Raw genomic sequence first — 22,979 nt, 5'->3', positions numbered from 1 at the left:
CCTGGGTGACGGGTGCGGTGGGAGGTTGTGGCGCAGGGCGGTGAGGCCCGCACCGAGCCGTCCTGCGTCGCGACCCGTGTCCGTCGCGGTGATCTCTACGTCAGATATCTCGTGTATCTCATGTATCTCGTGTTTCTCGTGTTTCTCGTGTTTCTCGTGTTTCTCGTGTTTCTCGTGTTTCTCGGGCTCAGCATCCCGCAGCCGTCCGCCGACTGGGACTCGATGCTGTCCGCCGGCATCACCTCCGCGCGGAACGGGCGCAGATCGACGGGCTCCTCGACACCGTGAGACTGCCGCGGGGCGCCGTCCACCGCCCTCCGCACGAGTTCTCCGGCGGCCGACGCCAACGCCCGGTCCTGGCCAGGGCGTTGACGGGCCCCACGCGGAAGGTGTGCGCGCGGCCGCTGCATCCGTACACGCGGGGTCTGCTCGACACCTTCGACGTGCCCGATCCAGGTGGCCTGTCATTTGCCGCTGCCCGTGCCGGAGGAAGCAGCCGCCCAGCCGGTGTGACCTGCGACGATGACAGCTCTGGGGGTGACTGTCAGTGGTCGGGTGCAGACTGGGCCGTACCTGAGACAAAGGCGTCCTCGGAGGTGTCCGGCATGACCGAAGTACTGCTGACGGTTGGCACGCGCAAGGGGCTTTTCATCGGCCGCAGGCGAGGCGGCGGCGCGTGGGAGTTCGACGAAGGCCCGTACTTCAATTCGCAGGCCGTGTACTCGGTGGCGATCGACACGCGGGGCGATGTCCCGCGGCTGCTTGCGGGCGGGGACAGCGCGCACTTCGGCCCGTCGGTCTTCCACTCCAACGACCTGGGCCGTACGTGGACCGAGCCGTCGCACCCCGCCGTCAAGTTCCCGAAGGACACGGGGGCCTCGCTGGAGCGCGTGTGGCAACTGCATCCGGCCGCCGCCGAGCGGGACGTGGTGTACGCGGGCACCGAGCCGGCAGCGCTGTACCGCTCCGAGGACCGGGGCGAGACGTTCGATCTCGTGCGTCCGCTGTGGGAGCACCCGACGCGGTCGAAGTGGGTGCCCGGCGGCGGCGGTGAGGGCCTGCACACGGTGGTCACCGATCCGCGTGACGCGAGCGCGGTGACGGTCGCGGTGTCCACGGCCGGGGTGTTCCGCACGCGGGACGGCGGACAGAGCTGGGATCCCGCCAACTCCGGGGTCTCCGCGGTCTTCCTGCCGGATCCGAACCCCGAGTTCGGCCAGTGCGTCCACAAGGTCACGCAGGACGCGGCCGACCCGGACCGCCTCTACCTGCAGAACCACTGGGGGGTCTACCGCAGCGACGACGGCGGCTCCCGGTGGACCGACATCGGGGCGGGCCTCCCCTCGACGTTCGGCTTCGCCGCCGCCGCGCATCCGCACCGCGGGGACACGGCGTACGTCTTCCCGATCAACGCCGACTCGGACCGCGTGCCCGCCGAGAGGCACTGCCGCGTCTTCCGTACCGAGGACGCGGGCAGGTCCTGGGAGCCGCTGACGGCGGGGCTCCCGCAGGGCGATCACTACGGGACGGTGCTGCGCGACGCGCTGTGCACGGACGACGCCGACCCGGCGGGCGTGTACTTCGGCAATCGCAACGGCGAGGTGTACGCGTCGGCCGACGACGGTGACAGCTGGCGGCAGTTGGCCTCACATCTGCCGGACGTGCTGTGCGTGCGGGCGGCCGTGGTCGGTTGATCGGCCCGTCCGTCACGGCAGTAGGGTGACGCCCGTGGCACCACGACCCTTGCACGAAATCGTAGAAGCCGGCTGGGCGAAGGCCCTTGAACCCGTCGCGGACCAGATCACCGCGATGGGCGAGTTCCTGCGCGCGGAGATCGCGGCGGGACGCACGTACCTCCCGGCCGGGCCGAACGTGCTGCGCGCGTTCCAGCAGCCGTTCGACGAGGTGCGGGTCCTGATCGTCGGCCAGGACCCCTATCCGACGCCGGGACATGCCGTCGGGCTCTCGTTCTCGGTCGCGCCCGAGGTGCGGCCGCTGCCCGGCAGCCTCATCAACATCTATCGCGAGCTGAACACGGACCTGGGCCTGCCCCAGCCGTCGAACGGCGACCTGACGCCCTGGACACAGCAGGGCGTGCTCCTGTTGAACAGGGCGCTCACCACGGCCCCGCGCCGCCCCGCCGCGCACCGCGGCAAGGGCTGGGAAGCGGTGACGGAGCAGGCGATCAGGGCGCTGGCCGCGCGCGACCGCCCGCTCGTGTCCGTCCTGTGGGGCCGCGACGCCCGCAATCTGCGCCCCCTCCTCGGCGACCTGCCGTCCGTGGAGTCCGCGCATCCCTCCCCCATGTCGGCGGACCGCGGCTTCTTCGGCTCGCGTCCGTTCAGCCGGGCCAACGACCTGCTGGCGCGGCAGGGCGGACAGCCGGTGGACTGGCGGCTGCCGTGACCAGCGGGCCGGCCACTGCCGGGCCGGGCGACGGAGAGAACTGTCCCGCCGGCCCCGAATGGGTCCTCGGCGTCGACTCCGGTGGCTCCGGTCTGCGCGTGGCGCTCGCCGCCGCCGGGGACCTCACCCGTCCCGAGACGACGGTGTCCCGCGAGCCCGTGCGGACCGGAGCGGCGGGCATCGACGCCGGGCATCTGCTCGCACAGATGCTTCCGATGGCCCGGGAGCTGCTCGCCCGCGTCGGCGACCGCGTCCCGGGCGTGCCACGGCTGAGCGCGGTCGCCGTCGGCGCGGCCGGCATGGCCACGCTCGGCGACGGACTGCGGGCCGAGCTCCCGGGCGCCCTCGCGGCCGAACTGGGCGTACGGCGGCTCGCGTTGGCCGCGGACGGTGTCACCGCGTACGCGGGCGCGCTCGGCCAGCGGCCCGGCGCGGTCGTCGCCGCGGGCACGGGCATGATCGCGCTCGGCACGGACCTCGGCACCTGGCGCCGGGCCGACGGCTGGGGGCATCTCCTCGGCGACTGCGGCGGCGGCGCGTGGATCGGCCGTGCGGGCCTGGACGCGGCGATGCGGGCGTTCGACGGACGGCGCGGGGGGTCCGCCGCGCTGCTCGCCCTCGCGGAGGAGCGGTTCGGGCCGGCGGGCGGGATGCCCGCCCGGATCTATCCGCGCACGGACCGTCCGGCCGTCCTCGCCTCCTTCGCGCCCGACGTGGCCCGCGCCTCACTCGACGACTCCGTCGCCGCGGGAATCCTGCGCGAGGCGGCCCGCCATGTCGCCGAGGCGGCCGCCGCGGTGTGCCCGCCGATGCCGGGCAGTGAAGTGGCGCTCACGGGCGGCCTGTTCAAGATGGGCGAGCCGCTGCTCGCCCCGCTCCGTACCGAGCTCGCGGAGCAACTCCCGTACGCCGAAGCCGTGTCGGCGACCGGCGACCCGCTGCACGGTGCGCTGGTGATCGCCGCCGCGCTCGCGCTCGACGGCCTGCTCCTGCCGTGCGACGGCCGCCTCCTCCACGTCCCCCGGGAGGATGCCGGCCACTGAGGGCGGCCCTTTCACCCCCTCTGACCTGGACAGTTGAGCCATTCGTCACTGAAAGGATAAATCCGGACGGATACCGCTCAGCTGCCCCCTCCCCGAACAAGGGAGACCCGCGAGCCAGTAGCATGCGGCGGCATGAGCTCCCCCACTGGGCCTGCATCCGGCCTGCCTGTACGAATGCCGCGACCCCGTCAGCCCGGTCGGCACCGCCGCCCGGAACCCGTGGCCGCCCCCGAGGGCGCACCCGCACTCGTCCTCGCGGTGCCCGGCACGCCCAGCAGCGCCTCGCGCAGCCTCGCCGAAGAGGTCGTGAGCATCGCCCGCTCCGAGCTGCCGGGCCTCGACGCCCGCATCGGATACCTCGACGGTGACGACTCGGAGGCCGCCGAGGCCTCGGCCTTCGCCGAGTTCCCCTCCCTGCGGGCCGTGCTGTCGCGCGCCGCGAAGGAGCGCACCGCCCGTTTCGAGCAGGCCCGTGCCGCGGGCGCCGACGTCGCGGAGCCCGACGGACCGGTCGCCGTGGTCGTGCCCCTGCTCGCGGGCCCGGACAGCGCGCTCACGCGCCGTATCCGGCAGGCCGTGATCGACAGCCGTACGGCCGCCGAGCTGACGGATGTCCTCGGCCCGCACCCGCTGCTCGCGGAAGCGCTGCACGTGCGTCTGTCGGAAGCGGGCCTGGCCCGGGCCGACCGCGCCCGGCTGTTCACGGTGGCGACCGCCGCCGACGGCATCATCCTCGCCTCGGTCGGCGGCGACGAGGCCGTCCAGGCCGCCGGGATCACCGGCATGCTCCTGGCCGCGCGCCTCGCGGTGCCGGTCATGGCGGCCGCGCTCGACGAGGAGGGCGCTATCGCGGCGACCGCCGAGCAGCTGCGCGGCTCCGGCTCGCAGCAGCTGGCGCTCGCGCCGTACCTGATCGGCCCGGAGATAGACGCCAGCCTCCTCGAGGCGGCGGCGAACGAGGCGGGCTGCGCGTCCGCCGAGTCGCTGGGCGCCTACCCGGCGATCGGCAAGCTGGCCCTGTCGAAGTACGCGACGGCGCTGGGCATCGCCCCGCAGCAGCCGCAGGGCGCGCCGGTCCTCTGACGAGCCGGGCGCACCTGCACAGGCACCGGAGACGGGCCCGAACCCCCAGGGGGTCGGGCCCGTCTCCGTATCCGCTCGGGAACGGTCTCAGCCGAAGATCACACAGGACGCGGCGGGCGCCTCGATGGAGCCGCCACGGCGTGGGAGGCCGGTCTCGCTGTCCACGGAGAACCAGGTCACGTCGCCGGACCTCTCGTTCGCCGCGTACAGGAAGCGGCCCGAAGGGTGCAGGGCCAGGGCGCGTGGCCAGTCGCCGCCGCAGGACACGGTGGCACGCAGCGTGGGGCGATCGCCGGTGGCGTCGAGGGCCAGGACAGAGATGACGTTCGCGCCGCGCGTGGCGGTCCACAGGAAGCGCCCGTCGGGCGCCACGACGACCTCGGACGGGAAGGCGTCGCCGTGTGGGGCGTCCGGCAGCACGGAGATCTCGCCGAGCGGCTGCAGGGCGCCCTCGGCGGCGTCCCACTGGCAGACGGTGACGGTCGGCGTGAGCTCGTTCAGGATGTACGCGCGGTCGCCGCGCGGGTGGAACGCGAGGTGCCGAGGCCCCGAGCCGGGCCGCAGCGCGATCTCGCGGTGCACCTCCAGGTGCCCGCCCTGCATCGAGCAGACCCGCACGGAGTCGGTACCCAGGTCCACGCTGACGGCCCAGCGGCCGCTGGGGTCCGGCCTCACCTGGTGGGTGTGCGGGCCCTGCTGACGCTTGGGATGCGTGCCCGAACCCTCGTGGCGCAGCACGTCGACGAACTCGCCGTCGAGAGTGCCGTCGGCGCGCAGCCGTACCGAAGTGACGCTGCCGGACCCGTAGTTGGCGGTGAGTACGTGGCCCTCGTACAGGGCGAGGTGGGTGGGGCCCGAGCCGCGGACGAGGACGCCGCGCCCGGCGAGTTCCGGCTTGCCGTCCGCGGTACGGAACGCGGCGACGGCCCCCTCTGCGGTCTCGCTCACCGCGTAGAGGAAGTCGCGGGCGGGCGAGAGCGCGAGGTACGAGGGGTCGGGGAGCGTGTCCACGGCGCTGAGCACGGTGAGTGAGCCGCTGTCCATGTGAACGGACGCGGTGACGATCCCGGAGCCTCCCGCGGCGGTGAAGGATCCGATGTACGCCCGTCCGCCCTGCCTGTCGCCCACGCGAAACCCCTTGCGCCGGATGCACGGTGAGCCCGGTGCTCGCCGTTCGTGCGGCCGACGGTAGCAGCGGGGCCAGGGCCTTTCGTCTGGATCAGGCCGGATCCGGGAGCGGGGTCCGGCGCGTGCGGATGCGAGGCGGAGGACTGAGGCGACGCGAAGGGGGTCCCGTCCGCTCGAGCGCGGACGGGAGCTCGGGGCAGCCGGCGCCCGACGACAACGCCGCAGACGGGCGTGGCCCTAGACCAGGAACTCACCGGACGCTCTGGCGAGCGCCTCGGGATGCTGCACGTACGCCGGCGTGCGCTCCGTGGTGTCGTACGTGCGGTGGAAGACGGGGGTGGCCGAGCCGGAGATCGGCGGCACGATCCAGGACCAGTCGGCGCCCGCGGTGCGGCCCTTGCGCTGCTCGCGGTCGAGGTGGGTGAGGAAGCGCCGGGACTCGGTGTGATGGTCCGTGACGGTGACGCCGGCGCGGTCGAAGGAGAACAGGACGGCGCGGTTCAGCTCGACGAGGGCGCGGTCCTTCCACAGGGACCGGTCGCTGGTGGTGTCGAGGCCGAGGCGTTCCGCGATGCGCGGCAGGAGGTCGTAGCGATCGGTGTCGGCGAAGTTGCGGGCGCCTATCTCGGTACCCATGTACCAGCCGTTGAAGGGGGCGGCCTGGTAGCAGACCCCGCCGATCTCCAGGCACATCGTCGACAGGGCCGGCACGGCGTGCCAGCGCAGGCCCAGCCCGGCCCACCAGTCGTGCTCCTCGTGCTCGATGGGCACTTCCAGGACCGCGTCGGACGGCAGGTCGAAGCACCGTGGCTTGTCGTCGGTGCCCTGGACGATCAGGGGCAGTACGTCGAAGGGGGTGCCGTCGCCGCCGCGCCAGCCGAGGCGCCGGGCGAGCGCGGTGAGGCCCTCATTGCGCGGGTCGCCGACGACGCGGCCGTCACGCTGGACGTACCCCGCGTACCGGATGAGCTGTTCGTTCCAGATTCGGGGCCCGGAGCGGTCGGGCGCGTCGGGTGCGAAGACGGTGATCAGAGGACGGATGCGGCCGCCTTGCGATGCCTCGCGCAGATGGTCGGTGCAGGCGGCTGCGATGTCCTCGGCGGCGGTGAGGTGGCGGCGGTCGCGGACGTGCAGGGAGTTCCAGTAGAGGCGGCCGATGCAACGGTTGGCGTTCCGCCAGGCGACGCGGGCCCCGAAGGTGAGCTCGCGCTCGGTGTGGCGATACGTTCCTGTGTCCGCGATCTCGGCGTATGCCTCCGCGAGGCGGGCGGCCGGGTCGCCGAGCCGCTCCTCGGCGTGGTGGAGGCGGATGAAGCCGGAGGCGGCGTGCCAGAGCTCCGGGGTGCGGGGGGCTGGGTCACGAGGGCCAGGGCCGCGGGAGTCGGGGCTGCGGGGGTGGCCGATACCGGCGTCAGCGGATGGGTGACGGCCAGCGGCGCCTTCCGGGCAGCGTTCGTGCCGTTCCTGGAAGCCTCCGCCCCAGGAGACGGCTCCGTCTCCGCTCGCGACCCCGTCCCAGGCCGCGGCTCCGTCCCAGGCTGCGGCTCCGTTCCGCGCAGCGCTGACATCCCTTGCCAGGGCCCGAATCCGGGCCGTGGCCCCGTCCCCCGCCCCACCGACATCCCTCGCCTCGGTTCCGTCCCAGACCGCGTCTCCTGCATCGGCTCGGTCTCTTGCCTCGGCTCGGTCCAGCCAGCCGGCGGGCCCGTCGGTTCGCTGCGGTGTATCGGGCATGGCGCACTCCCAGGGGGTCCCCGGCCGCGGGCCCTCCCGCGGGGCCGCGCACTCCGTGCGTCCACATGATGCCGCTGCGTCACCCGTCCGGGGGCCGATCCGTCGTCTACGTGACAGGCGAATCCGCCCCGGAACGTGCCGGGCCGTCCACCTCACAGGGCGTTGCCCCAGGTGGGACGAGTGATGCAGGACCGCGGCCGTACGGGCGATCGGGCTCTGAGGAGAAGGGAGCGCAGAGGGCAGTATTTGGGCGCGAATTGTGCGGCGCGCGCCCCTCGGGATGGCTCGCGCCGCGAGAGCTCAGGCGCTGACCGGAACGCGGTCGGATCCACGCAGGGGTACGGCGAGTTCGAGCAGAGCCTGCTCCAGGGCGTGGAGATGCGCCAGCACGGGTTCGCCCTCGACGAGCTGCGGCAGCGCGGCGGATTCGGTCTGGCGACGTGCCCCGCCCGTCGGCGTGTCCGTGAGCGCCTCGACGGCTGTCTCCACGCGCCAGCAGGCCGCGGCGAGCCGCGCGTCGTGCGAGGCCTCCGGGTCTGCGACGACGGAGGCGAGCCCGCGCACCTCGCGCGCGCAGTCGTCGAGCAGCTCGAGTACATGCCGGGCCCGGCCCATCCGCGCCCGCATCGGGCTGAACGGATGCACCAGCGGCGCGAGCGAGAGCCGCACCCTGCCGAGGATCGACTCCAGTTCGGCCACGCGCCGAGCCGGGTCGGCCGTCGGTGAGCCCGCGAGCCGGGCGGCGGCCTCGGCGGTGCAGGCGTGCACGCAGCGCAAGGCACGTTCGACCCACGCGTCGGTGACGGAGTGCGTGGTCACCGGCAGCACGAGCAGTACCGCGAGCACGGCGCCGAGCGCCCCGACGGCGGTCTCGCCGACCCGCAGGGCGAGCAGCGCCGGGTCGAGCACGCCGAGCAGCCCGTACAGCATGCTCGCCATGACGGTGACGGCGAGCATCATCCACGTGTACGAGACAGCGGCGGTGTAGAAGATCCCGAACACGCTGAGGGCGACGATCACGGCGGCCGTGACGGGCTGGTCGTGCAGTGGCACGGCCACGGCGAAGCCGAGGACGATGCCCAGCACCGTGCCCAGGAACCGCCGGAACCCGCGCACCACGGTCTCCCCGCGGGACGTGGTGTTCACGAACACCCACCACGTGGCACCCACGGCCCAGTACCACCGCTGGTCGGACAGCACCTGACCGGCGGCGAGCGCGAAGCCGGCGCCCACGGTCGCCTGCACGGCCTGCCGCGTCGTGATGCGTGCGAGCCGGCTCCCGCCGGTGGGCGCCACCACCGCCACGGCCACCGGCAGGCGGCGCTCGTAACACCACAGACCGAACCGCACGACCGACGCGGCGGCGAGCGAGAGGAGTACGGCGGCGTACAGCTCGGGGAGCTGGTCCGGCACGGTGTGCAGGAACTGCGCGGCGAAGAAGGTCATGAACGCGAACACGCCGAGGGAGTGCCCGCGCGGCCCCCACCGCCGCGCGTACACCCCGGCGCCCACGACCGCGAGGAACGCCAGGTCACGGGCGACGGGCAGGTCGTGCAGGGCGGCCGCGAGCCCGAGCACCGGGAGGCCGACCGCCGGGAGCAGCGCGGTCGTCACGGCCTGTCCGCGCACCGTCGCGTCGGTCACGGTGAACAGGGCGAGCAGCGCGGCCAGGCCACCGGTGATGGCCGCGACGAGCGAGTGTCCGGCGAGCCCGCACAGGGCCACCGCAAGGCTGATGCCGAGGACGCCACGGGCCGCGAAGCGCAGCCGCAGCCGCCCCGGATCCGGAGCCACGAACACCCTCTTCAGCACAGCCGCCCACCCTTTCCGCGTCACCGCGAAACTCCGCATGAAAAAGGCGCCGCGGAGATCCCGCAGCGCCATCGACAGAAGCATCACAGCATCTCAAGGGCCTATGGATCAACAGCGGGCGAAACCCTTGGGCCAATGGCCCAGTCGAACGCTCCGCGCGTCGGCCGGGAGCGGGCCAACGGACCACACCGAGGGGGACGGCGCAAAGCCGGCCTTCGATTCGGCAGGCGCGTGCATCACGACGATGATGATCGGCGAGAAGTGCGCCGACATGATCAAGGCGGGTTGAGCCGGGGAGGGTGTCGACGGTGACCACCCACGCGGCCATCACGCACAGCGTTGCAGTGAGGGAATACAAGATCGCCTATGCGGGTTGCGGCAGACGTCGGACAGTGATCCACCTGGCAGCGGGAGACAAGTCATGAGCTTCAGCGACAGCAGCACGCAGACATCCGCGATCGGCAGGTACGGCCTGTGGAACACCGGTCTGCGCGACCCGGACCCTGCTCGCGCAGCCGAACTCGCGGAAACCGCCGCGGAGTTGGAGCAGCTCGGCTACGGCGCGCTCTGGCTCGGCGGCAGCAGTGGCATCGAACACGCCGCCCCGCTGATCGAGGCCACCTCGAAGATCACCGTCGCGACCGGCATCCTCAGCATCTGGCAGCACGAGGCGCGGGAGACCGCCGACCGCTGGGCCGCCCTGGAGGCCGCCCGCCCCGGCCGGTTCCTGCTCGGCCTCGGCGTCAGCCACGCGAAGCTCACCACGCAGTACAAGCGTCCGTACGGCTCCATGGTCGACTACCTCGACGCGCTGGACGCCGCGGGGATCCCGGCCGACCGCCGTGTGCTGGCCGCGCTCGGCCCGCGCATGCTGGAGCTCTCCCGGGACCGTGCCGCCGGCGCCCACCCGTATCTGGTCACCCCGGAGCACACCGCTCAGGCCCGTGCCACGCTCGGCCAGGGGCCGCTGCTCGCACCGGAGTTCACCGTGGTCCTGGAGGCCGACCCGGACCGCGCCCGGGCGGCCGCCCGCGAGACGCTCGCGCGCTATCTGCAACTGGCCAACTACACCAACAGCTGGCTGCGTCTCGGCTTCACCGAGGACGACTTCGCGAACGGCGGCAGCGACCGGCTCGTCGACGCCCTCTTCGGCTGGGGTGACGAGCAGCGGGTGCGCGAGCGGATCGACGCCTTCCTGGACGCGGGCGCCGACCACGTCGCCATCCAGGTGCTGGCCCCGGGCGAGGACCGGGCCGACCTGCCCCGGGAGCAGTGGCGGCGGCTGGCGGCGGCACTGGAGCTCTGAGTCCAGCGGGGTGAAAACCTCGCGCGAAATCCTGTGCCTCCCAGGTCCGCCCCTGTCGCACCCCCATGCGCCGCGCACCCTCATACGGTTGAGGGACGACCGGCGGTAGTGATCCGCCCGGCCACAACCACTTCGAGGAAGGAGTGAGTTGAGATGCGAGACATCATTCTGGGCATGTCGGTTTCCCTCGACGGTTACATCGAGGGACCGGACCGCGACATCAGCTGGCACCGGGTCGACGAGGAGCTGCACCGGTACTTCAACGCGGAGCTCGCCGGGATGAGCGCCTTCATGGACGGGCGGGTCACCCATGAGCTGATGGTGTCGGTCTGGCCGACCATCGACGCCGACCCGGACTGCGGCGAGACGATGGCCGAGTTCGCCGGCATCTGGCGGAACATGCCCAAGATCGTGTTCTCCAGGACACTAAAGAACACCGCGGAGAACACCGCCTGGAACACGACGATCGTGCGGGACGTCGTCGTGGAGGACATCCTGGCGCTCAAGGCGCAGCCCGGCGGGGACATCTCACTCGGCGGGGCCGGTCTCGCTGCGACGTTCATGGAGCTCGACCTGGTCGACGAGTTCCGCGTGTACGTCCATCCGGTGCTGATCGGGGGCGGGAAGCCGCTGTTCCCGGCGGCGGGCCGCACCGTCGCGCTGCGGCTCATGGAGACCCGGGCGTTCGGGAACGGCGTCGTCATGCTGCGCTACCGCCGCGCGGCGGAGGCGGCCTCGTAAGTCACCCGTACCGCGGATACGGGACCGCCCCGGCCGGCTGATGCCGACCGGGGCGGAACACGTCAGACCGGGAGTGCTCAGGCGAGCGACGCGATGGCCTGGTTGAACGTGGCCGACGGACGCATGATCGCCGCGGCCTTGGCGGTGTCGGGCTGGTAGTAACCGCCGATGTCGGCCGGGTTGCCCTGGACCGCGATCAGCTCGTCGACGATCGTCTGCTCCTGCTCGCCGAGCGTCTTGGCGAGCGGCGCGAACGCCTCGGCGAGCTGGGCGTCGTCGGTCTGCCTGGCCAGCTCCTGCGCCCAGTACAGGGCGAGGTAGAAGTGGCTTCCGCGGTTGTCGATGCCGCCCAGCTTGCGGCTCGGCGACTTGTCCTCGTTGAGGAAGGTGCCGGTCGCGCGGTCGAGGGTTTCGCCCAGGACCTTGGCGCGGGCGTTGCCCGTGGTGGTCGCGAGGTGCTCGAAGGAGACGGCGAGGGCGAGGAACTCACCGAGGCTGTCCCAGCGCAGGTAGTCCTCCTTGACGAGCTGCTGGACGTGCTTCGGGGCGGAGCCGCCGGCGCCCGTCTCGAACAGGCCGCCACCGTTCATCAGCGGGACGACGGAGAGCATCTTCGCGCTCGTGCCCAGCTCGAGGATCGGGAAGAGGTCGGTCAGGTAGTCACGCAGGACGTTGCCGGTGACGGAGATGGTGTCCTCGCCGCGGCGGATGCGCTCCAGGGAGAAGGCGGTCGCCTCGACCGGGGACATGATCTCGATCTGGAGACCGTCCGTGTCGTGGTCGGCCAGGTACGTCTTGACCTTCTCGATGAGCGTCGCGTCGTGCGCGCGGCCCTCGTCGAGCCAGAACACGGCCGGGTTGCCGGTCGCGCGGGCGCGGGTGACGGCGAGCTTGACCCAGTCCTGGATCGGCAGGTCCTTGGTCTGGCAGGCGCGGAAGATGTCGCCCTCGGCGACCTCCTGCTCCAGGACCACGTTGCCCGCGGCGTCCACGAGGCGGACGGTGCCCGCGGTCTGGATCTCGAAGGTCTTGTCGTGGCTGCCGTACTCCTCGGCCTTCTGCGCCATGAGGCCGACGTTCGGCACCGAGCCCATGGTGGACGGGTCGAAGGCGCCGTTGGCGCGGCAGTCGTCGATGACGACCTGGTAGACGCCGGAGTAGCTGCTGTCGGGCAGCACCGCGAGGGTGTCGGCCTCCTCGCCGTCCGGGCCCCACATGTGGCCGGAGGTGCGGATCATGGCCGGCATGGACGCGTCGACGATGACGTCGGACGGTACGTGCAGGTTGGTGATGCCCTTGTCCGAGTCGACCATGGCGAGGGCGGGGCCCTCGGCGATCTCGGCCTCGAAGGACGCCTTGATCTCGGCGCCCAGGTGGGGCACGGAGTCCAGGCCCTTGAGGATGGCGCCGAGGCCGTCGTTCGGGGACAGGCCGGCGGCGACGAGCGCCTCGCCGTACTTCGCGAACGTCTTCGGGAAGAAGGCGCGCACGACGTGACCGAAGATGATCGGGTCGGAGACCTTCATCATCGTGGCCTTGAGGTGCACGGAGAACAGGACGCCCTCGGCCTTGGCCTTGGCGATCTGCGCCGTGAGGAACTCGCGCAGCGCGGCGACGTGCAGCACGGAGGCGTCGACGACCTCGCCCGCGAGGACCGGGACGGACTCGCGCAGGACGGTGGTGGTGCCGTCGGCGGCCGCCAGCTCGATGCGCAGGGTGCCGGGCTCGGCGATGACCGCGGACTTCTCGGTGGAGCGGAAGTCGTTGACGCCCATGGTGGCGACGTTGGTCTTCGACTCCGGCGTCCACTTGCCCATGCGGTGGGGGTGCGCCTTGGCGTAGTTCTTGACCGACGCGGGGGCGCGGCGGTCGGAGTTGCCCTCACGCAGGACCGGGTTGACGGCGCTGCCCTTGACCTTGTCGTAACGGGCGCGGACGTCCTTGTCCTCGTCGGTCTGCGGGTCGTCCGGGTAGTCCGGCAGCGCGTAGCCCTGACCCTGCAGCTCGGCGATGGCCGCCTTCAGCTGCGGGATGGAGGCCGAGATGTTCGGCAGCTTGATGATGTTCGCGCCGGGCGTCTTGGCCAGCTCGCCGAGCTCGGCGAGCGCGTCGTCGATGCGCTGGCTCTCCGCGAGGCGCTCCGGGAAGCTGGCGATGATCCGCCCGGCCAGCGAGATGTCGCGGCTCTCCACACGGACGCCGGCGGTCGAGGCGTAGGCCTCGACCACGGGCAGGAACGAATACGTCGCGAGGGCCGGGGCCTCGTCGGTGTGCGTATAGATGATGGTCGAGTCAGTCACCGGGTGCTCCGCTCCACGTCTGCAACATTGCTCGACATCAAGATATCTCGTGACCGACCCCCTCTCGACAGGACCCCGCGCCGGATCCCGCACCGGATCCCGAGCTGTCCCCCACGTGCGCTCCACCGGCCCACACAATCCCGGACCCACTGGACCATTGGTACAGTCATCCGGCGATCACCGCACCGCGAAGGAGGCCGCAGCCCATGGCCGTGGACGAGTTGGACACCCGCATCCTGCGCCTCCTCCTGGAGCAGCCGCGTACGAGCGTGCGTGAGTACGCCCGCATTCTCGGCGTGGCCCGCGGCACGCTCCAGGCGCGGCTCGACCGGCTGGAGCGCGACGGGGTGATCACCGGCACCGGCCCGGCCCTCTCCCCCACGGCCCTCGGCCACCCGGTCCTCGCGTTCGTCCACATCGAGGTCACGCAGGGCCATCTCGAAGACGTGGGCGACGCGCTCGCCGGCGTGCCGGAGATCATCGAGGCCTTCTCGATCACCGGCGGAGGAGACCTCCTCACCCGCGTCGCGGCACGCGACAACGGCCATCTGGAGGACGTCATCCAGCAGCTCAACCGGCTGCCCGGCGTGGTCCGCACCCGTACCGAGGTCGCGCTGCGCGAGCGCGTGCCGCACCGGGTCCTGCCGCTCGTCGAGGCGATCGGCCGGGCCGCCGCCGAGCGCCGGTGACCCCGGCCTTGGCATCCTGGAGCCCATGAGCACCCTGGGCAGCACCGCGGTCGTCTTCGACCTCGACGGAACCCTCGTGGACAGCGAGCCGAACTACTTCGAGGCGAGCCGGCACACCCTCGCCGAACACGGCGTCCCCGACTTCACCTGGCAGGAACACGAGTCCTACGTCGGGATCAGCACCCAGGAGACCATCGAGATCCTGCGCCAAAAGCACGGGATCCAGGCCCCGGTCGACGCACTGCTCACGGAGATGAACACCCGCTACCTCGCGCTCGCCCGCGTCGGCACACCCGTATATCCGCAGATGCGGAAGTTGGTGGAGCGGCTGCACGAGGCAGGGGTCCCGATGGCCGTCGCGTCCGGATCGTCGCCCGAGGCCATCGACGCGATCCTGTCGGGCACGGGCCTGGACGCACAGCTGAGGATCTACGTCTCCGCGGACGAGGTCGCCCACGGCAAGCCCGCTCCCGACGTGTTCCTGGAGGCGGCGCACAGGCTCGGCGCGATGCCCGCGCACTGCACGGTGGTGGAGGACGCGGTTCCGGGAGCGGCGGCCGCGTACGCCGCCGGGATGCGCTGCATCGCGGTCCCGTACGTGACTGCGCAGGCCGACGATCCCGCGTTCGCCGGCGCGGGGCTGCTGTTCCGGGGCGGACAGCGGGAGTTCACGGCGGAAGCGGCGTACGACTGGCTGGCGAGGACGGCGACCGCGGGTATGTGAGCCCGAGCTCCCCGGGACAGCACCTGAAGACTCTGGACGAACAGTCCAGCTCTTTATAAACTGTCAACATGTCCGAACCCGGTCACACCCATCTCATGGAGCAGCTCCAGCAGGTCGCCAAGGGGCTCGCGGCCACGTTCGCGCCGTTCTGCGAGGTCGTCGTGCACGACCTCGACGACCCGGACCACGCGATCGTCGCCATCGAGAACAACCTGTCGGGCCGTTCCGTGGGCGACCCCGCCACCGAACTCGGGCTCGCGCGTCTGGCCGACGACGCGTACCCGCAGGTCGTGGCGAACTATCCGAACCGGTTCGCGGACGGCCGCCGGGTCAAGAGCACGTCGATCGGCATCAAGGACGAGCGGGGGCACTACGCCGGCGCGCTCTGCCTGAACATCGACATGACCGTCTTCGACGGTATCGGCACCGTGCTCGACCACTTCGGCCGCTCCGACGGCACCGCCGCCCCCGCCGAGTCGCTGGACCCGGCGAACGGCGACACCATCCGCGCCCGCATCGACGCGTTCGCCGCCGACCGGGCGACCACTCCGCGCGCCCTGCGGACGAACCAACGCCGGGAACTCGTACGGGAGTTGAAGGCCCAGGGCTTCATGGAAGTACGCCGTTCGGCAGGCATCGTCGCCGACCACCTGGGTGTGTCGAGGGCGACGGTGTACGCGGACGCCAAATAGACGCATGCCCGGGTGCCCAGTGGCCCGAATGTCCGGATCTCCAGACGCCCGGACATTCGGACGCCCAGACGCCCAGACGCCCAGATGCTCAGATGCTCAGATGCTCAGATGCTCAGATGCCACATGATCAGCTGCCGATTGAGAGGAAGCTCCCATGGCCGACCTGACGCCGTCCGACCTGCCGACCTACGAGGACGTCGTGCGCGCGCACGAGCGCGTGGCCCCGCACGCCCACCGCACCCCCGTGCTCACCTCGCGCCTCACCGACGCCGAACTCGGCGCCTCCCTCCACTTCAAGTGCGAGAACTTCCAGCGCATGGGCGCCTTCAAGTTCCGCGGCGCCTTCAACGCGCTGTCCAGGTTCTCCCCGGAGCAGCGCCGGGCCGGCGTCGTCGCCTACTCGTCCGGCAACCACGCGCAGGCCGTGGCTCTGTCCGCCGCCATCCTGGAAATGCCCGCGACCATCGTCATGCCGCACGACGCGCCCGCGGCCAAGCTGGCCGCCACCAAGGGGTACGGCGCGGAGGTCGTGATGTACGACCGCTACACGGAGAACGTCGAGGAGATCGGGCACCGGGTCGCCGCCGAGCGGGGCCTGACGCTGATCCCGCCGTACGACCACCCGGATGTGATGGCGGGTCAGGGAACCGCGGCCAAGGAGCTGTTCGAGGAGGTCGGTGAACTCGACGCGCTGTTCGTGCCGTTGGGCGGCGGCGGGCTGCTCTCCGGGTCGATCCTCGCCGCCCGCGCCCTGTCCCCGGGCTGCGCGGTCTACGGCGTCGAGCCCGAGGCGGGCGACGACGGCCGGCAGTCGCTGCGCGAGGGCCGCATCGTCGACATCGACACCCCGCAGACGATCGCGGACGGCGCGCAGACACGGCACCTGGGCAAGCACACCTTCGCCGTCATCAAGGACGGCGTCGACGACATCCTCACCGCGACGGACGACCAACTGGTCGAGTGCATGCGGATCTTCCACACCCGGATGAAGACCGTCGTCGAGCCGACGGGCTGCCTCGGCTTCGCCGCCGCGCGCGCCCTGGCCGGGCAGCTGCGCGGCCGCCGCGTCGGTGTGATCGTCAGCGGCGGCAACGTCGACGTCGCACGCTTCACCGAGCTGCTCCGGCCCTGAGACGCTTCTCGGTTGCGCTGCGCCGCCCTCGGTAGCGCGGCGCCCTCAGCGGCACCGCGCTCTCAGTACCGCTGCGCCTTGACAATCTTCGCGGTCAGCTTCAGCTCCGGGGGCTTGCGGCTGATGGCCAGGGGCTGGGCCCGCTCGCCGGGGTCGAGGTTCTCCGCGCCGACGTACCGGGTCTCGACGACCTTGCCGTCGGGGTCCTTGAAGTCGACCTGCACGGCGTAGGACGCCTTCTTGTCGGTGCGGTTGGTGATGTTGACGACGACGGCGAACACGCCGCCCGTCTGGGACCGCGGCTTCCCGGTGAGGGCGACATCGGCCATGGCGTTGCCCTGGCCCTCCACCTTCAGGAGTTCGCTGGCGGCCGCGGCGTTGGCCCGTTCCACCTCGGCCGACACGGACGCCTCGAACTCGGAGGCCCTGGCCGACGCGGAGCTCGCCGCCGCCGAGGCCTCCGCCTTCGCGGAGGCGACGGCGGACGAGGCGGCCGACGCCATCGCGGAGGGCGGGGTACCCGAGAAGGAAGCCGTATTGGGGGGTGTGGGGCGCGGGCTGACACTCGACGAGCTGCCGTTGCCGTTGTCGGTGCTGCACGACACGAGGGCCGCGGCGCTTGTGGTGGCAGCGAGCACGGCCAGGACGGCCGTCATGGACCGCCGCCGGCGCGACGCTGGCTTCTTCCCGGAGGGACCGGCACTCATTCAGACGTCTCCTTGCATCTATCCGAAAGCTCTGGCTCAGTAGCGCATGATTCCGACGATTCCCGACTCGTCCGGGAGGGTTCCGTCAGGGACGAAGCGCACCTCGGCGCCCGTCTCCAGGGCCCGTTCGACGATCTCGTCGACGATGTCGTCGTGGGCGTCAAGGTCGCCCGGCTCGGCCGGGACCAGATGGTCCCCGTCCTGCCGGACGGTGGTGCGGAAATGCTCTTCGACGACCAGCGCACGGACCCGCCCGGCGGCGACGTGCTCCCACACCTCGTCCACGCCCGCGGCGAACTCCTTCCAGCCCCGCGCACGCTCGATGTCGGCCAGGGTGGCGGCCACACTCTGCTGCTCCTGAGCGGTGACGGCGGGCCGCACCGCCTCACGCACCGCCTCCGCACCGGCGTTCGCGAGTCCGCCGTGGGCCACGGGGACGGCGTGCTCGGTGACGGTTCCGACCTCGTTCAGCAGGGTGACGGCCGCCTGCTCACCGGCGACGTACAGCCGCGCGGTGGGAGCGAGGACTTCGTCGAGCGCCGTGTCGACCTGCCGGAGGAACTGGCGGGTCTGCTCGTCGCGGTAGGTGCTCGGGAGGTCCCCGACGCGCTCCTTGCGCTCGGCGTCGGGGTCGTCGAGGCTTCGGGTCAGCGGGAATCCTGCCGTGTGCTGCTCCACGAGGCGCCGCGCGTCGCCCTTCCACAGAGCGGCACGGTCCGCCGAGACCGCGAGGACCCAGTAGGGCTGTTCGGCGCTGTACGCGGCGACGAGATTGCGGGTCACATACGTGTCGGCGAGCACGACCCGTTCGGGGACGGTGCGCGGCAGCGACCACACGTGGTGCTCGCCCAGCGAGGCGAAGATCGCCAGACCGTCCTCGGCATGGTCGAGGTCGACCTCCGCGAGCGCCAGATCCAGCTGCCCGACGACGTCCTGGCAGCGCTCCGGGCTCACCGCGGGATCGGCTTGCAGCTCCTTGGCGGCCTCGGCAAGGAGATTGCGCAGCCGGATGGGGTCCTGCGCGTTGTCCGGCTTCCGCCGGTGCGTGGGCACGAGGACCGACACCGCCGGATAGTGCCGCGGCCGGCGCAGCGACGCGAGCACGGCCGGGGTCAGTTCGGGCTGCATGGGAGCGCCTTTCCAAAGGCGTGAGGCTTCACAAGGCTTCCTCGATGCACGATATGCCCGAATTTACGGTTCGGCGCGCGACGCTACTCCCCTTGCCGCCCCCAACCCTTCAATGGGGCATACAAGACATTTTGCGAATATGGTCGTCCTCTGTCGGCTCCCACGCACCACGGCCGGAGGAAGACATGACGCAGGCAGAAGGCACCGTCTCCGCCGACCAGCCCGAGCAGTCGCCCACTGCCAAGCTGACCCTCCTCACGCTGACGACGATGGTCGTCGGATCCATGGTCGGCGCCGGCGTCTTCTCCCTGCCGAGCCGCTTCGCGCAGGAGACCGGCGTGGCCGGTGCCCTGATCGCGTGGGCCATCGCCGGCACCGGCATGCTGATGCTCGCCTTCGTCTTCCAGACCCTCGCCGTCCGCAGGCCCGATCTGGACGCCGGCGTGTACGCGTACGCCAAGGCCGGGTTCGGCGAATATCTGGGCTTCTTCTCGGCCTTCGGCTACTGGGCCAGCGCGTGCGTCGGCAATGTGACGTACTGGGTGCTGATCATGTCGACCATCGGCGCGATCGCCCCCGCCCTCGGCGCCGGCGACACCGCACTCGCGATCATCCTGTCCTCGGCAGGGCTGTGGGCGTTCTTCCTCCTGATCCGGCGAGGCGTCAAGGAAGCGGCCACGATCAACCGCGTCGTCACCGTCGCGAAGGTCGTGCCGATCCTCGTCTTCGTCGTGCTGGCCCTGTTCTGCCTCAAGCCGCACGTCTTCGCGGAGAACTTCGGCGGCGCCGACTATGCGGGCTCACTGTTCTCCCAGGTCAGAGGGACGATGCTGGCCACGGTCTTCGTGTTCCTCGGCGTGGAGGGCGCGAGCGTCTACTCCCGCCACGCCAAACGCCGCCAGGACGTCGGCCGCGCGACCGTCCTGGGTTTCCTGAGCGTCTTCGCCGTCTTCGCCTCCGTCACGATCGTGTCGTACGGCATCCTGCCGATGAGCGAGATCGCCGAGCTGCGCCAGCCGTCCATGGCGGGCGTCCTCGAGGAGGCGGTCGGCACCTGGGGCAAGGTGTTCGTCAGCGTCGGCCTGGTCATCTCCGTGCTCGGCGCCTATCTCGCGTGGACGCTGATGTCGGCCGAGGTCCTCCTCGTCGCCGCCAGGGACAAGGACATGCCGCGGTTCCTGGCCCGCACGAACCACGCCGACGTGCCCGTGCCCGCACTGGTGATGACCACGGCCCTCTCCCAGGTCGTCCTGGTCATCACCTCGTTCTCGGACGACGCGTTCAACTTCGCGCTCGATCTGACCAGTGCCCTGTCGCTGATCCCGTTCCTGCTGGCTGCCGCGTTCGCCGTGAAGATCGCGCTGCGGCCGGACGAACTGACCGTCGGGACCCGCGACTCGCGCGGCGAACTCGTCGTGGCGGCCGTCGCGACCGTCTACACGGCGTTCCTTCTCTACGCGGCCGGGATGAAGTTCGTCCTGGTGTCCCTCATCATCTACGCCCCCGCCACCGTCCTCTTCGTGATGGCCCGCCGCGAACAGAACAGACGCCTGTTCTCCCCCACCGAACTCGTCATCCTCGCGGTGTCCGTGGCCGGAGCGGTCCTCGGTGTCATCGCCCTGGCGGCCGGCTGGATCAGCCTCTGACCGGCCCGCCCGTCGCACCGACTCCCTGGAAAGGCACATCGTGACCAGCAACGACACCACGGCCGAGCCGGCGCTCGGCGTCCACTCCGAGGTCGGGGCGCTGCGCAAGGTCCTGGTCTGCGCGCCCGGCCTCGCCCACCGCAGGCTCACCCCGACCAACTCCGACGACCTCCTCTTCGACGACGTGATGTGGGTGGAGAACGCCCAGCGCGACCACGCCGACTTCGTCAACAAGCTGCGCGGGCGCGGCGTCGACGTCGTCGAACTGCACGAACTCCTCGCCGAGACCATGCTGATCCCGGAGGCGAAGGCCTGGCTCCTGGACCGCAAGATCGTCGCGAACGAGGTCGGTCTCGGCCTCGTGATCGACACCCGGGCCTTCCTCGACGAGCTCAGCCCGCACCGTCTCACCGAGCATCTGATCGGCGGGCTCGCCACCACCGACCTGCCGGACGAGTTCCGCTCCGACTACGTCGCCCTGGTCCGCGAGTCGACGGGCGTACGCGAGTACCTCATGCCGCCCCTGCCCAACACCCTCTACACCCGTGACACGACGTGCTGGCTGTACGAGGGCGTCACCCTCAACCCGCTGTACTGGCCCGCACGCCACGACGAGACCCTGCTGATGAAGGCGATCTACACGTTCCACCCCGACTTCATGGGCTCCACCGTGTGGTGGGGAGACCCCGAACGGGACTGGGGCCAGGCCACGTTCGAGGGCGGCGACATCATGCCCGTGGGCAATGGCGTCGTCCTGATGGGCATGAGCGAACGCACCTCACGCCAGGCGATCACGCAGGTGGCGGCCGCCCTGTTCGAGAACGGCGCGGCGGATCAGGTCATCGTCGCCGGCATGCCGAAGCTGCGCTCCGCCATGCACCTGGACACCGTCTTCACCTTCGCCGACCGCGACATCGTCACGCTCTACCCGGCCATCATGGACGCCGTCCACACCTTCACGCTGCGCCCCGGCGACGATCCGTCCGGCCTGCACATCACCGACGAGGGCTCGCGCCCGTTCGTCGACGTCGTGGCGAAGGCGCTCGGCCTCGGCGCACTGCGCGTGATCGAGACCGGCGGCGACGTCTACGCCTCCGAGCGCCAGCAGTGGGACAGCGGCAACAACGCCGTCGCGGTCGAGCCGGGCGTCGTCATCACGTACGACCGCAACACGCAGACGAACACCCTGCTGCGCAAGGCGGGCGTCGAGGTCATCACCATCGTCGGCGCGGAACTCGGCCGCGGCCGGGGCGGCGGACACTGCATGACGTGCCCGCTGATCCGGGACCCCGTCGACTTCTGACCGGCGCCGTCCTGACACCCCGGCGCCACCCTGACAGCGGGGACGAGCGCGGCAGGGTCACTGCCAGTCGGTGCGTCCGCCCGTGTCGCACAGCTCGAAGACCACTTCCCCGGCGTCGGGGTCGCTGCCTGCCACGGGGCGCACGCGCGCGCCGATCCACACCAGGTTCGGGGCGGCACCGACGACGCGGCACCGGAACACGAAGCCTTCGGGGAAGCGGACGAGGGACTCGTTGCGCGCCGTCCCCGTGTACCGGTTCACGACGCTGGACTGGACGACGACGCCAAGACCGTCGCTGTGTTCGGCCTGCAGATCGCTCGACGCGCACACCGGGCACAGGAGCCGACGGAAGGAGGCGGTGCCGCACCAGCGACAGCGCTGGATCGTCAGGCCGGTCCCCTCGTGCCCGGTCGGCGCGGTACGGGACACCTCGTGCCCGATCGGCGCGGTGTGGGTTGCTGTCTCAAACACGGCTCGGCCCCCTGCGCTCGGCTCTGTTGCGCCGCACCAACGCGTCGGCGCCTCCGGCACCGTATGGCACTGAGTTCCCGACTGTAAAGGTACTGAGTGCCAAATTAAGCCGGATCCGCCCGGGGACCGGGCTCTCAGCCCTGCCCGAGGGCCGACTCGATCCGCTGCACGACCTGCCACATCGGGGCACCCTTCGGGGCGACCATCACCACGACTTCTTCCTCGGGGGCGGGCCGCGCCGCGCCGTCGTCGGCGCCGCTCCACACAGCGCGCACCATCCCGAGAGCGTGGTCCACGGCCGCGTACGGGTCTCCCTCACCACCCGAACGGAGCCAGGTTCGGAGCCCGTTGTTGTGAGCGGCGACGACGGACGCCGCGATCACCTCGGCCCGCAGCGCGCCGTCCCGCTCCCCCTCGAAGCGCGCCCGCAGATAGCCCGCGAGGGTGCGCTCGTAGCGCCGCACCACCGACAACTCGTACGTGCGAAGTCCCGGCACCTCGCGCGTGAGGCGGTAACGCTGCACGGAGAACTCGGGGTTGGCCGCGTACATGCGCAGCACGAGGCGCGCCCCGTCGGCCACCGTGCCCACCGGGTCGCGGCCGTCGGCCTCTTCGAGGAACGCGGTCATGTCGGCGAGGCAGCGCTCGTGATCCGGGAAGACCGCGTCCTCCTTGGACGGGAAGTACCGGAAGAACGACCTGCGCCCGACGCCCGCCCGGGCGACGATGTCGTCGACCGTGGTCTGTTCGAAACCCCGGTCGAGGAAGAGCTGGAACGCCGCCTCGGCGAGCACCTCGCGCATCGGCGCCTTCTTGGCCGGTCTGGTCGCCTCTGTCATGCCGGGAACGTAACACCGAAGCGGCTCGTCTGGCACCACGTACCTTGCCAGAGGGTACTGAGTGCCATAGTGTCACTTTGAGGAACCACACCAGG

General features: G+C 71.3%; 21 protein-coding genes. 13 read left to right on the top strand and 8 right to left on the bottom strand.

The window, feature by feature from the left end:
• Positions 1-27: 27 nt before the first annotated feature.
• The 5 genes from ACZ67T_RS39355 to ACZ67T_RS39335 all read left to right on the top strand — a co-directional run bounded on the left by ACZ67T_RS39355 (position 28) and on the right by ACZ67T_RS39335 (position 4,532).
• Positions 28-288: a hypothetical protein gene (locus ACZ67T_RS39355; RefSeq protein ID WP_469990921.1), complete on the top strand. Its 261-nt coding sequence runs from the start codon at positions 28-30 to the stop codon at positions 286-288.
• A gap of 317 nt (positions 289-605) precedes the next feature.
• Positions 606-1,694 carry a WD40/YVTN/BNR-like repeat-containing protein gene (locus ACZ67T_RS39350; RefSeq protein ID WP_469990919.1) on the top strand — a complete coding sequence of 363 codons (1,089 nt, stop codon included), beginning with the start codon at positions 606-608 and terminating at the stop codon, positions 1,692-1,694.
• A gap of 34 nt (positions 1,695-1,728) precedes the next feature.
• Positions 1,729-2,406, top strand: a complete 678-nt coding sequence (locus ACZ67T_RS39345; protein ID WP_469990918.1) for a uracil-DNA glycosylase — start codon at positions 1,729-1,731, stop codon at positions 2,404-2,406.
• A complete protein-coding gene (locus ACZ67T_RS39340; RefSeq protein ID WP_469990916.1) occupies positions 2,403-3,449 on the top strand; it encodes an N-acetylglucosamine kinase in 1,047 nt (348 codons plus the stop codon). The genes ACZ67T_RS39345 and ACZ67T_RS39340 overlap by 4 nt, the downstream gene beginning before the upstream one ends.
• Before the next feature lie 132 nt (positions 3,450-3,581).
• Positions 3,582-4,532 carry a sirohydrochlorin chelatase gene (locus ACZ67T_RS39335; protein WP_469990914.1) on the top strand — a complete coding sequence of 317 codons (951 nt, stop codon included), beginning with the start codon at positions 3,582-3,584 and terminating at the stop codon, positions 4,530-4,532.
• Between the two features lie 87 nt (positions 4,533-4,619).
• Here the strand turns inward: ACZ67T_RS39335 and ACZ67T_RS39330 are convergent, their stop codons facing one another.
• The 3 genes from ACZ67T_RS39330 to ACZ67T_RS39320 form a co-directional block, all read right to left on the bottom strand.
• The gene (locus ACZ67T_RS39330) at positions 4,620-5,660 is read right to left on the bottom strand and encodes a lactonase family protein (protein WP_469990913.1); all 1,041 of its coding nucleotides are present in this window, start codon (positions 5,658-5,660) and stop codon (positions 4,620-4,622) included.
• Positions 5,661-5,897: 237 nt separating this feature from the next.
• Complete coding sequence (locus tag ACZ67T_RS39325; protein ID WP_469990986.1) at positions 5,898-7,064, bottom strand: nitric oxide synthase oxygenase; 1,167 nt, start codon at positions 7,062-7,064, stop codon at positions 5,898-5,900.
• A 630-nt stretch (positions 7,065-7,694) separates the two neighbouring features.
• Complete coding sequence (locus tag ACZ67T_RS39320) at positions 7,695-9,206, bottom strand: FUSC family protein (RefSeq protein ID WP_469990911.1); 1,512 nt, start codon at positions 9,204-9,206, stop codon at positions 7,695-7,697.
• Positions 9,207-9,627: 421 nt separating this feature from the next.
• On the opposite strand from ACZ67T_RS39320, the gene ACZ67T_RS39315 reads away from it, so the two are divergent.
• Both ACZ67T_RS39315 and ACZ67T_RS39310 read left to right on the top strand, forming a co-directional pair.
• On the top strand, positions 9,628-10,512 hold the full coding sequence (locus tag ACZ67T_RS39315) for an LLM class F420-dependent oxidoreductase (RefSeq protein WP_469990910.1): 885 nt from the start codon (positions 9,628-9,630) through the stop codon (positions 10,510-10,512).
• 153 nt (positions 10,513-10,665) lie between these two features.
• A complete protein-coding gene (locus ACZ67T_RS39310; protein WP_469990908.1) occupies positions 10,666-11,253 on the top strand; it encodes a dihydrofolate reductase family protein in 588 nt (195 codons plus the stop codon).
• A gap of 77 nt (positions 11,254-11,330) precedes the next feature.
• On the opposite strand, the gene ACZ67T_RS39305 is transcribed toward ACZ67T_RS39310, so the two are convergent.
• Positions 11,331-13,553, bottom strand: a complete 2,223-nt coding sequence (locus tag ACZ67T_RS39305) for an NADP-dependent isocitrate dehydrogenase (protein ID WP_469990906.1) — start codon at positions 13,551-13,553, stop codon at positions 11,331-11,333.
• 206 nt (positions 13,554-13,759) lie between these two features.
• Between ACZ67T_RS39305 and ACZ67T_RS39300 the strand changes: the two genes are divergently transcribed.
• The 4 genes from ACZ67T_RS39300 (at position 13,760) to ACZ67T_RS39285 (ending at position 16,790) form a co-directional block, all read left to right on the top strand.
• Complete coding sequence (locus ACZ67T_RS39300) at positions 13,760-14,242, top strand: Lrp/AsnC family transcriptional regulator (protein WP_469990904.1); 483 nt, start codon at positions 13,760-13,762, stop codon at positions 14,240-14,242.
• A 25-nt stretch (positions 14,243-14,267) separates the two neighbouring features.
• A complete protein-coding gene (locus tag ACZ67T_RS39295; protein WP_469990902.1) occupies positions 14,268-14,966 on the top strand; it encodes an HAD family hydrolase in 699 nt (232 codons plus the stop codon).
• 68 nt (positions 14,967-15,034) lie between these two features.
• Positions 15,035-15,658, top strand: coding sequence for a helix-turn-helix transcriptional regulator (locus tag ACZ67T_RS39290; protein ID WP_469990900.1), 624 nt, complete (start codon positions 15,035-15,037; stop codon positions 15,656-15,658).
• 154 nt (positions 15,659-15,812) lie between these two features.
• Positions 15,813-16,790, top strand: coding sequence for a threo-3-hydroxy-L-aspartate ammonia-lyase (locus tag ACZ67T_RS39285; protein WP_469990898.1), 978 nt, complete (start codon positions 15,813-15,815; stop codon positions 16,788-16,790).
• A gap of 62 nt (positions 16,791-16,852) precedes the next feature.
• Here ACZ67T_RS39285 and ACZ67T_RS39280 read toward each other — a convergent pair whose 3' ends face one another.
• Together ACZ67T_RS39280 and ACZ67T_RS39275 are read right to left on the bottom strand one after the other, a co-directional pair.
• The gene (locus ACZ67T_RS39280; protein WP_469990896.1) at positions 16,853-17,497 is read right to left on the bottom strand and encodes a hypothetical protein; all 645 of its coding nucleotides are present in this window, start codon (positions 17,495-17,497) and stop codon (positions 16,853-16,855) included.
• A 36-nt stretch (positions 17,498-17,533) separates the two neighbouring features.
• Entirely contained in the window at positions 17,534-18,625 is a 1,092-nt protein-coding gene (locus tag ACZ67T_RS39275; RefSeq protein WP_469990894.1) for a baeRF3 domain-containing protein, read from the bottom strand.
• A gap of 185 nt (positions 18,626-18,810) precedes the next feature.
• Here ACZ67T_RS39275 and ACZ67T_RS39270 point away from each other — a divergent pair, with 185 nt between their 5' ends.
• The gene (locus ACZ67T_RS39270) at positions 18,811-20,271 is read left to right on the top strand and encodes a basic amino acid/polyamine antiporter (RefSeq protein WP_469990892.1); all 1,461 of its coding nucleotides are present in this window, start codon (positions 18,811-18,813) and stop codon (positions 20,269-20,271) included.
• A 40-nt stretch (positions 20,272-20,311) separates the two neighbouring features.
• Positions 20,312-21,574 carry an arginine deiminase gene (locus tag ACZ67T_RS39265; protein WP_469990890.1) on the top strand — a complete coding sequence of 421 codons (1,263 nt, stop codon included), beginning with the start codon at positions 20,312-20,314 and terminating at the stop codon, positions 21,572-21,574.
• A gap of 57 nt (positions 21,575-21,631) precedes the next feature.
• On the opposite strand, the gene ACZ67T_RS39260 is transcribed toward ACZ67T_RS39265, so the two are convergent.
• A complete protein-coding gene (locus tag ACZ67T_RS39260) occupies positions 21,632-22,045 on the bottom strand; it encodes a Zn-ribbon domain-containing OB-fold protein (protein ID WP_469990889.1) in 414 nt (137 codons plus the stop codon).
• Between the two features lie 134 nt (positions 22,046-22,179).
• Entirely contained in the window at positions 22,180-22,848 is a 669-nt protein-coding gene (locus tag ACZ67T_RS39255; RefSeq protein ID WP_469990984.1) for a TetR family transcriptional regulator, read from the bottom strand.
• Positions 22,849-22,979 lie beyond the last annotated feature (131 nt).

The sequence above is a fragment of the Streptomyces sp. NPDC107517 genome, from assembly GCF_055582645.1.
This window is presented reverse-complemented; position numbering and strand designations above follow the sequence as displayed.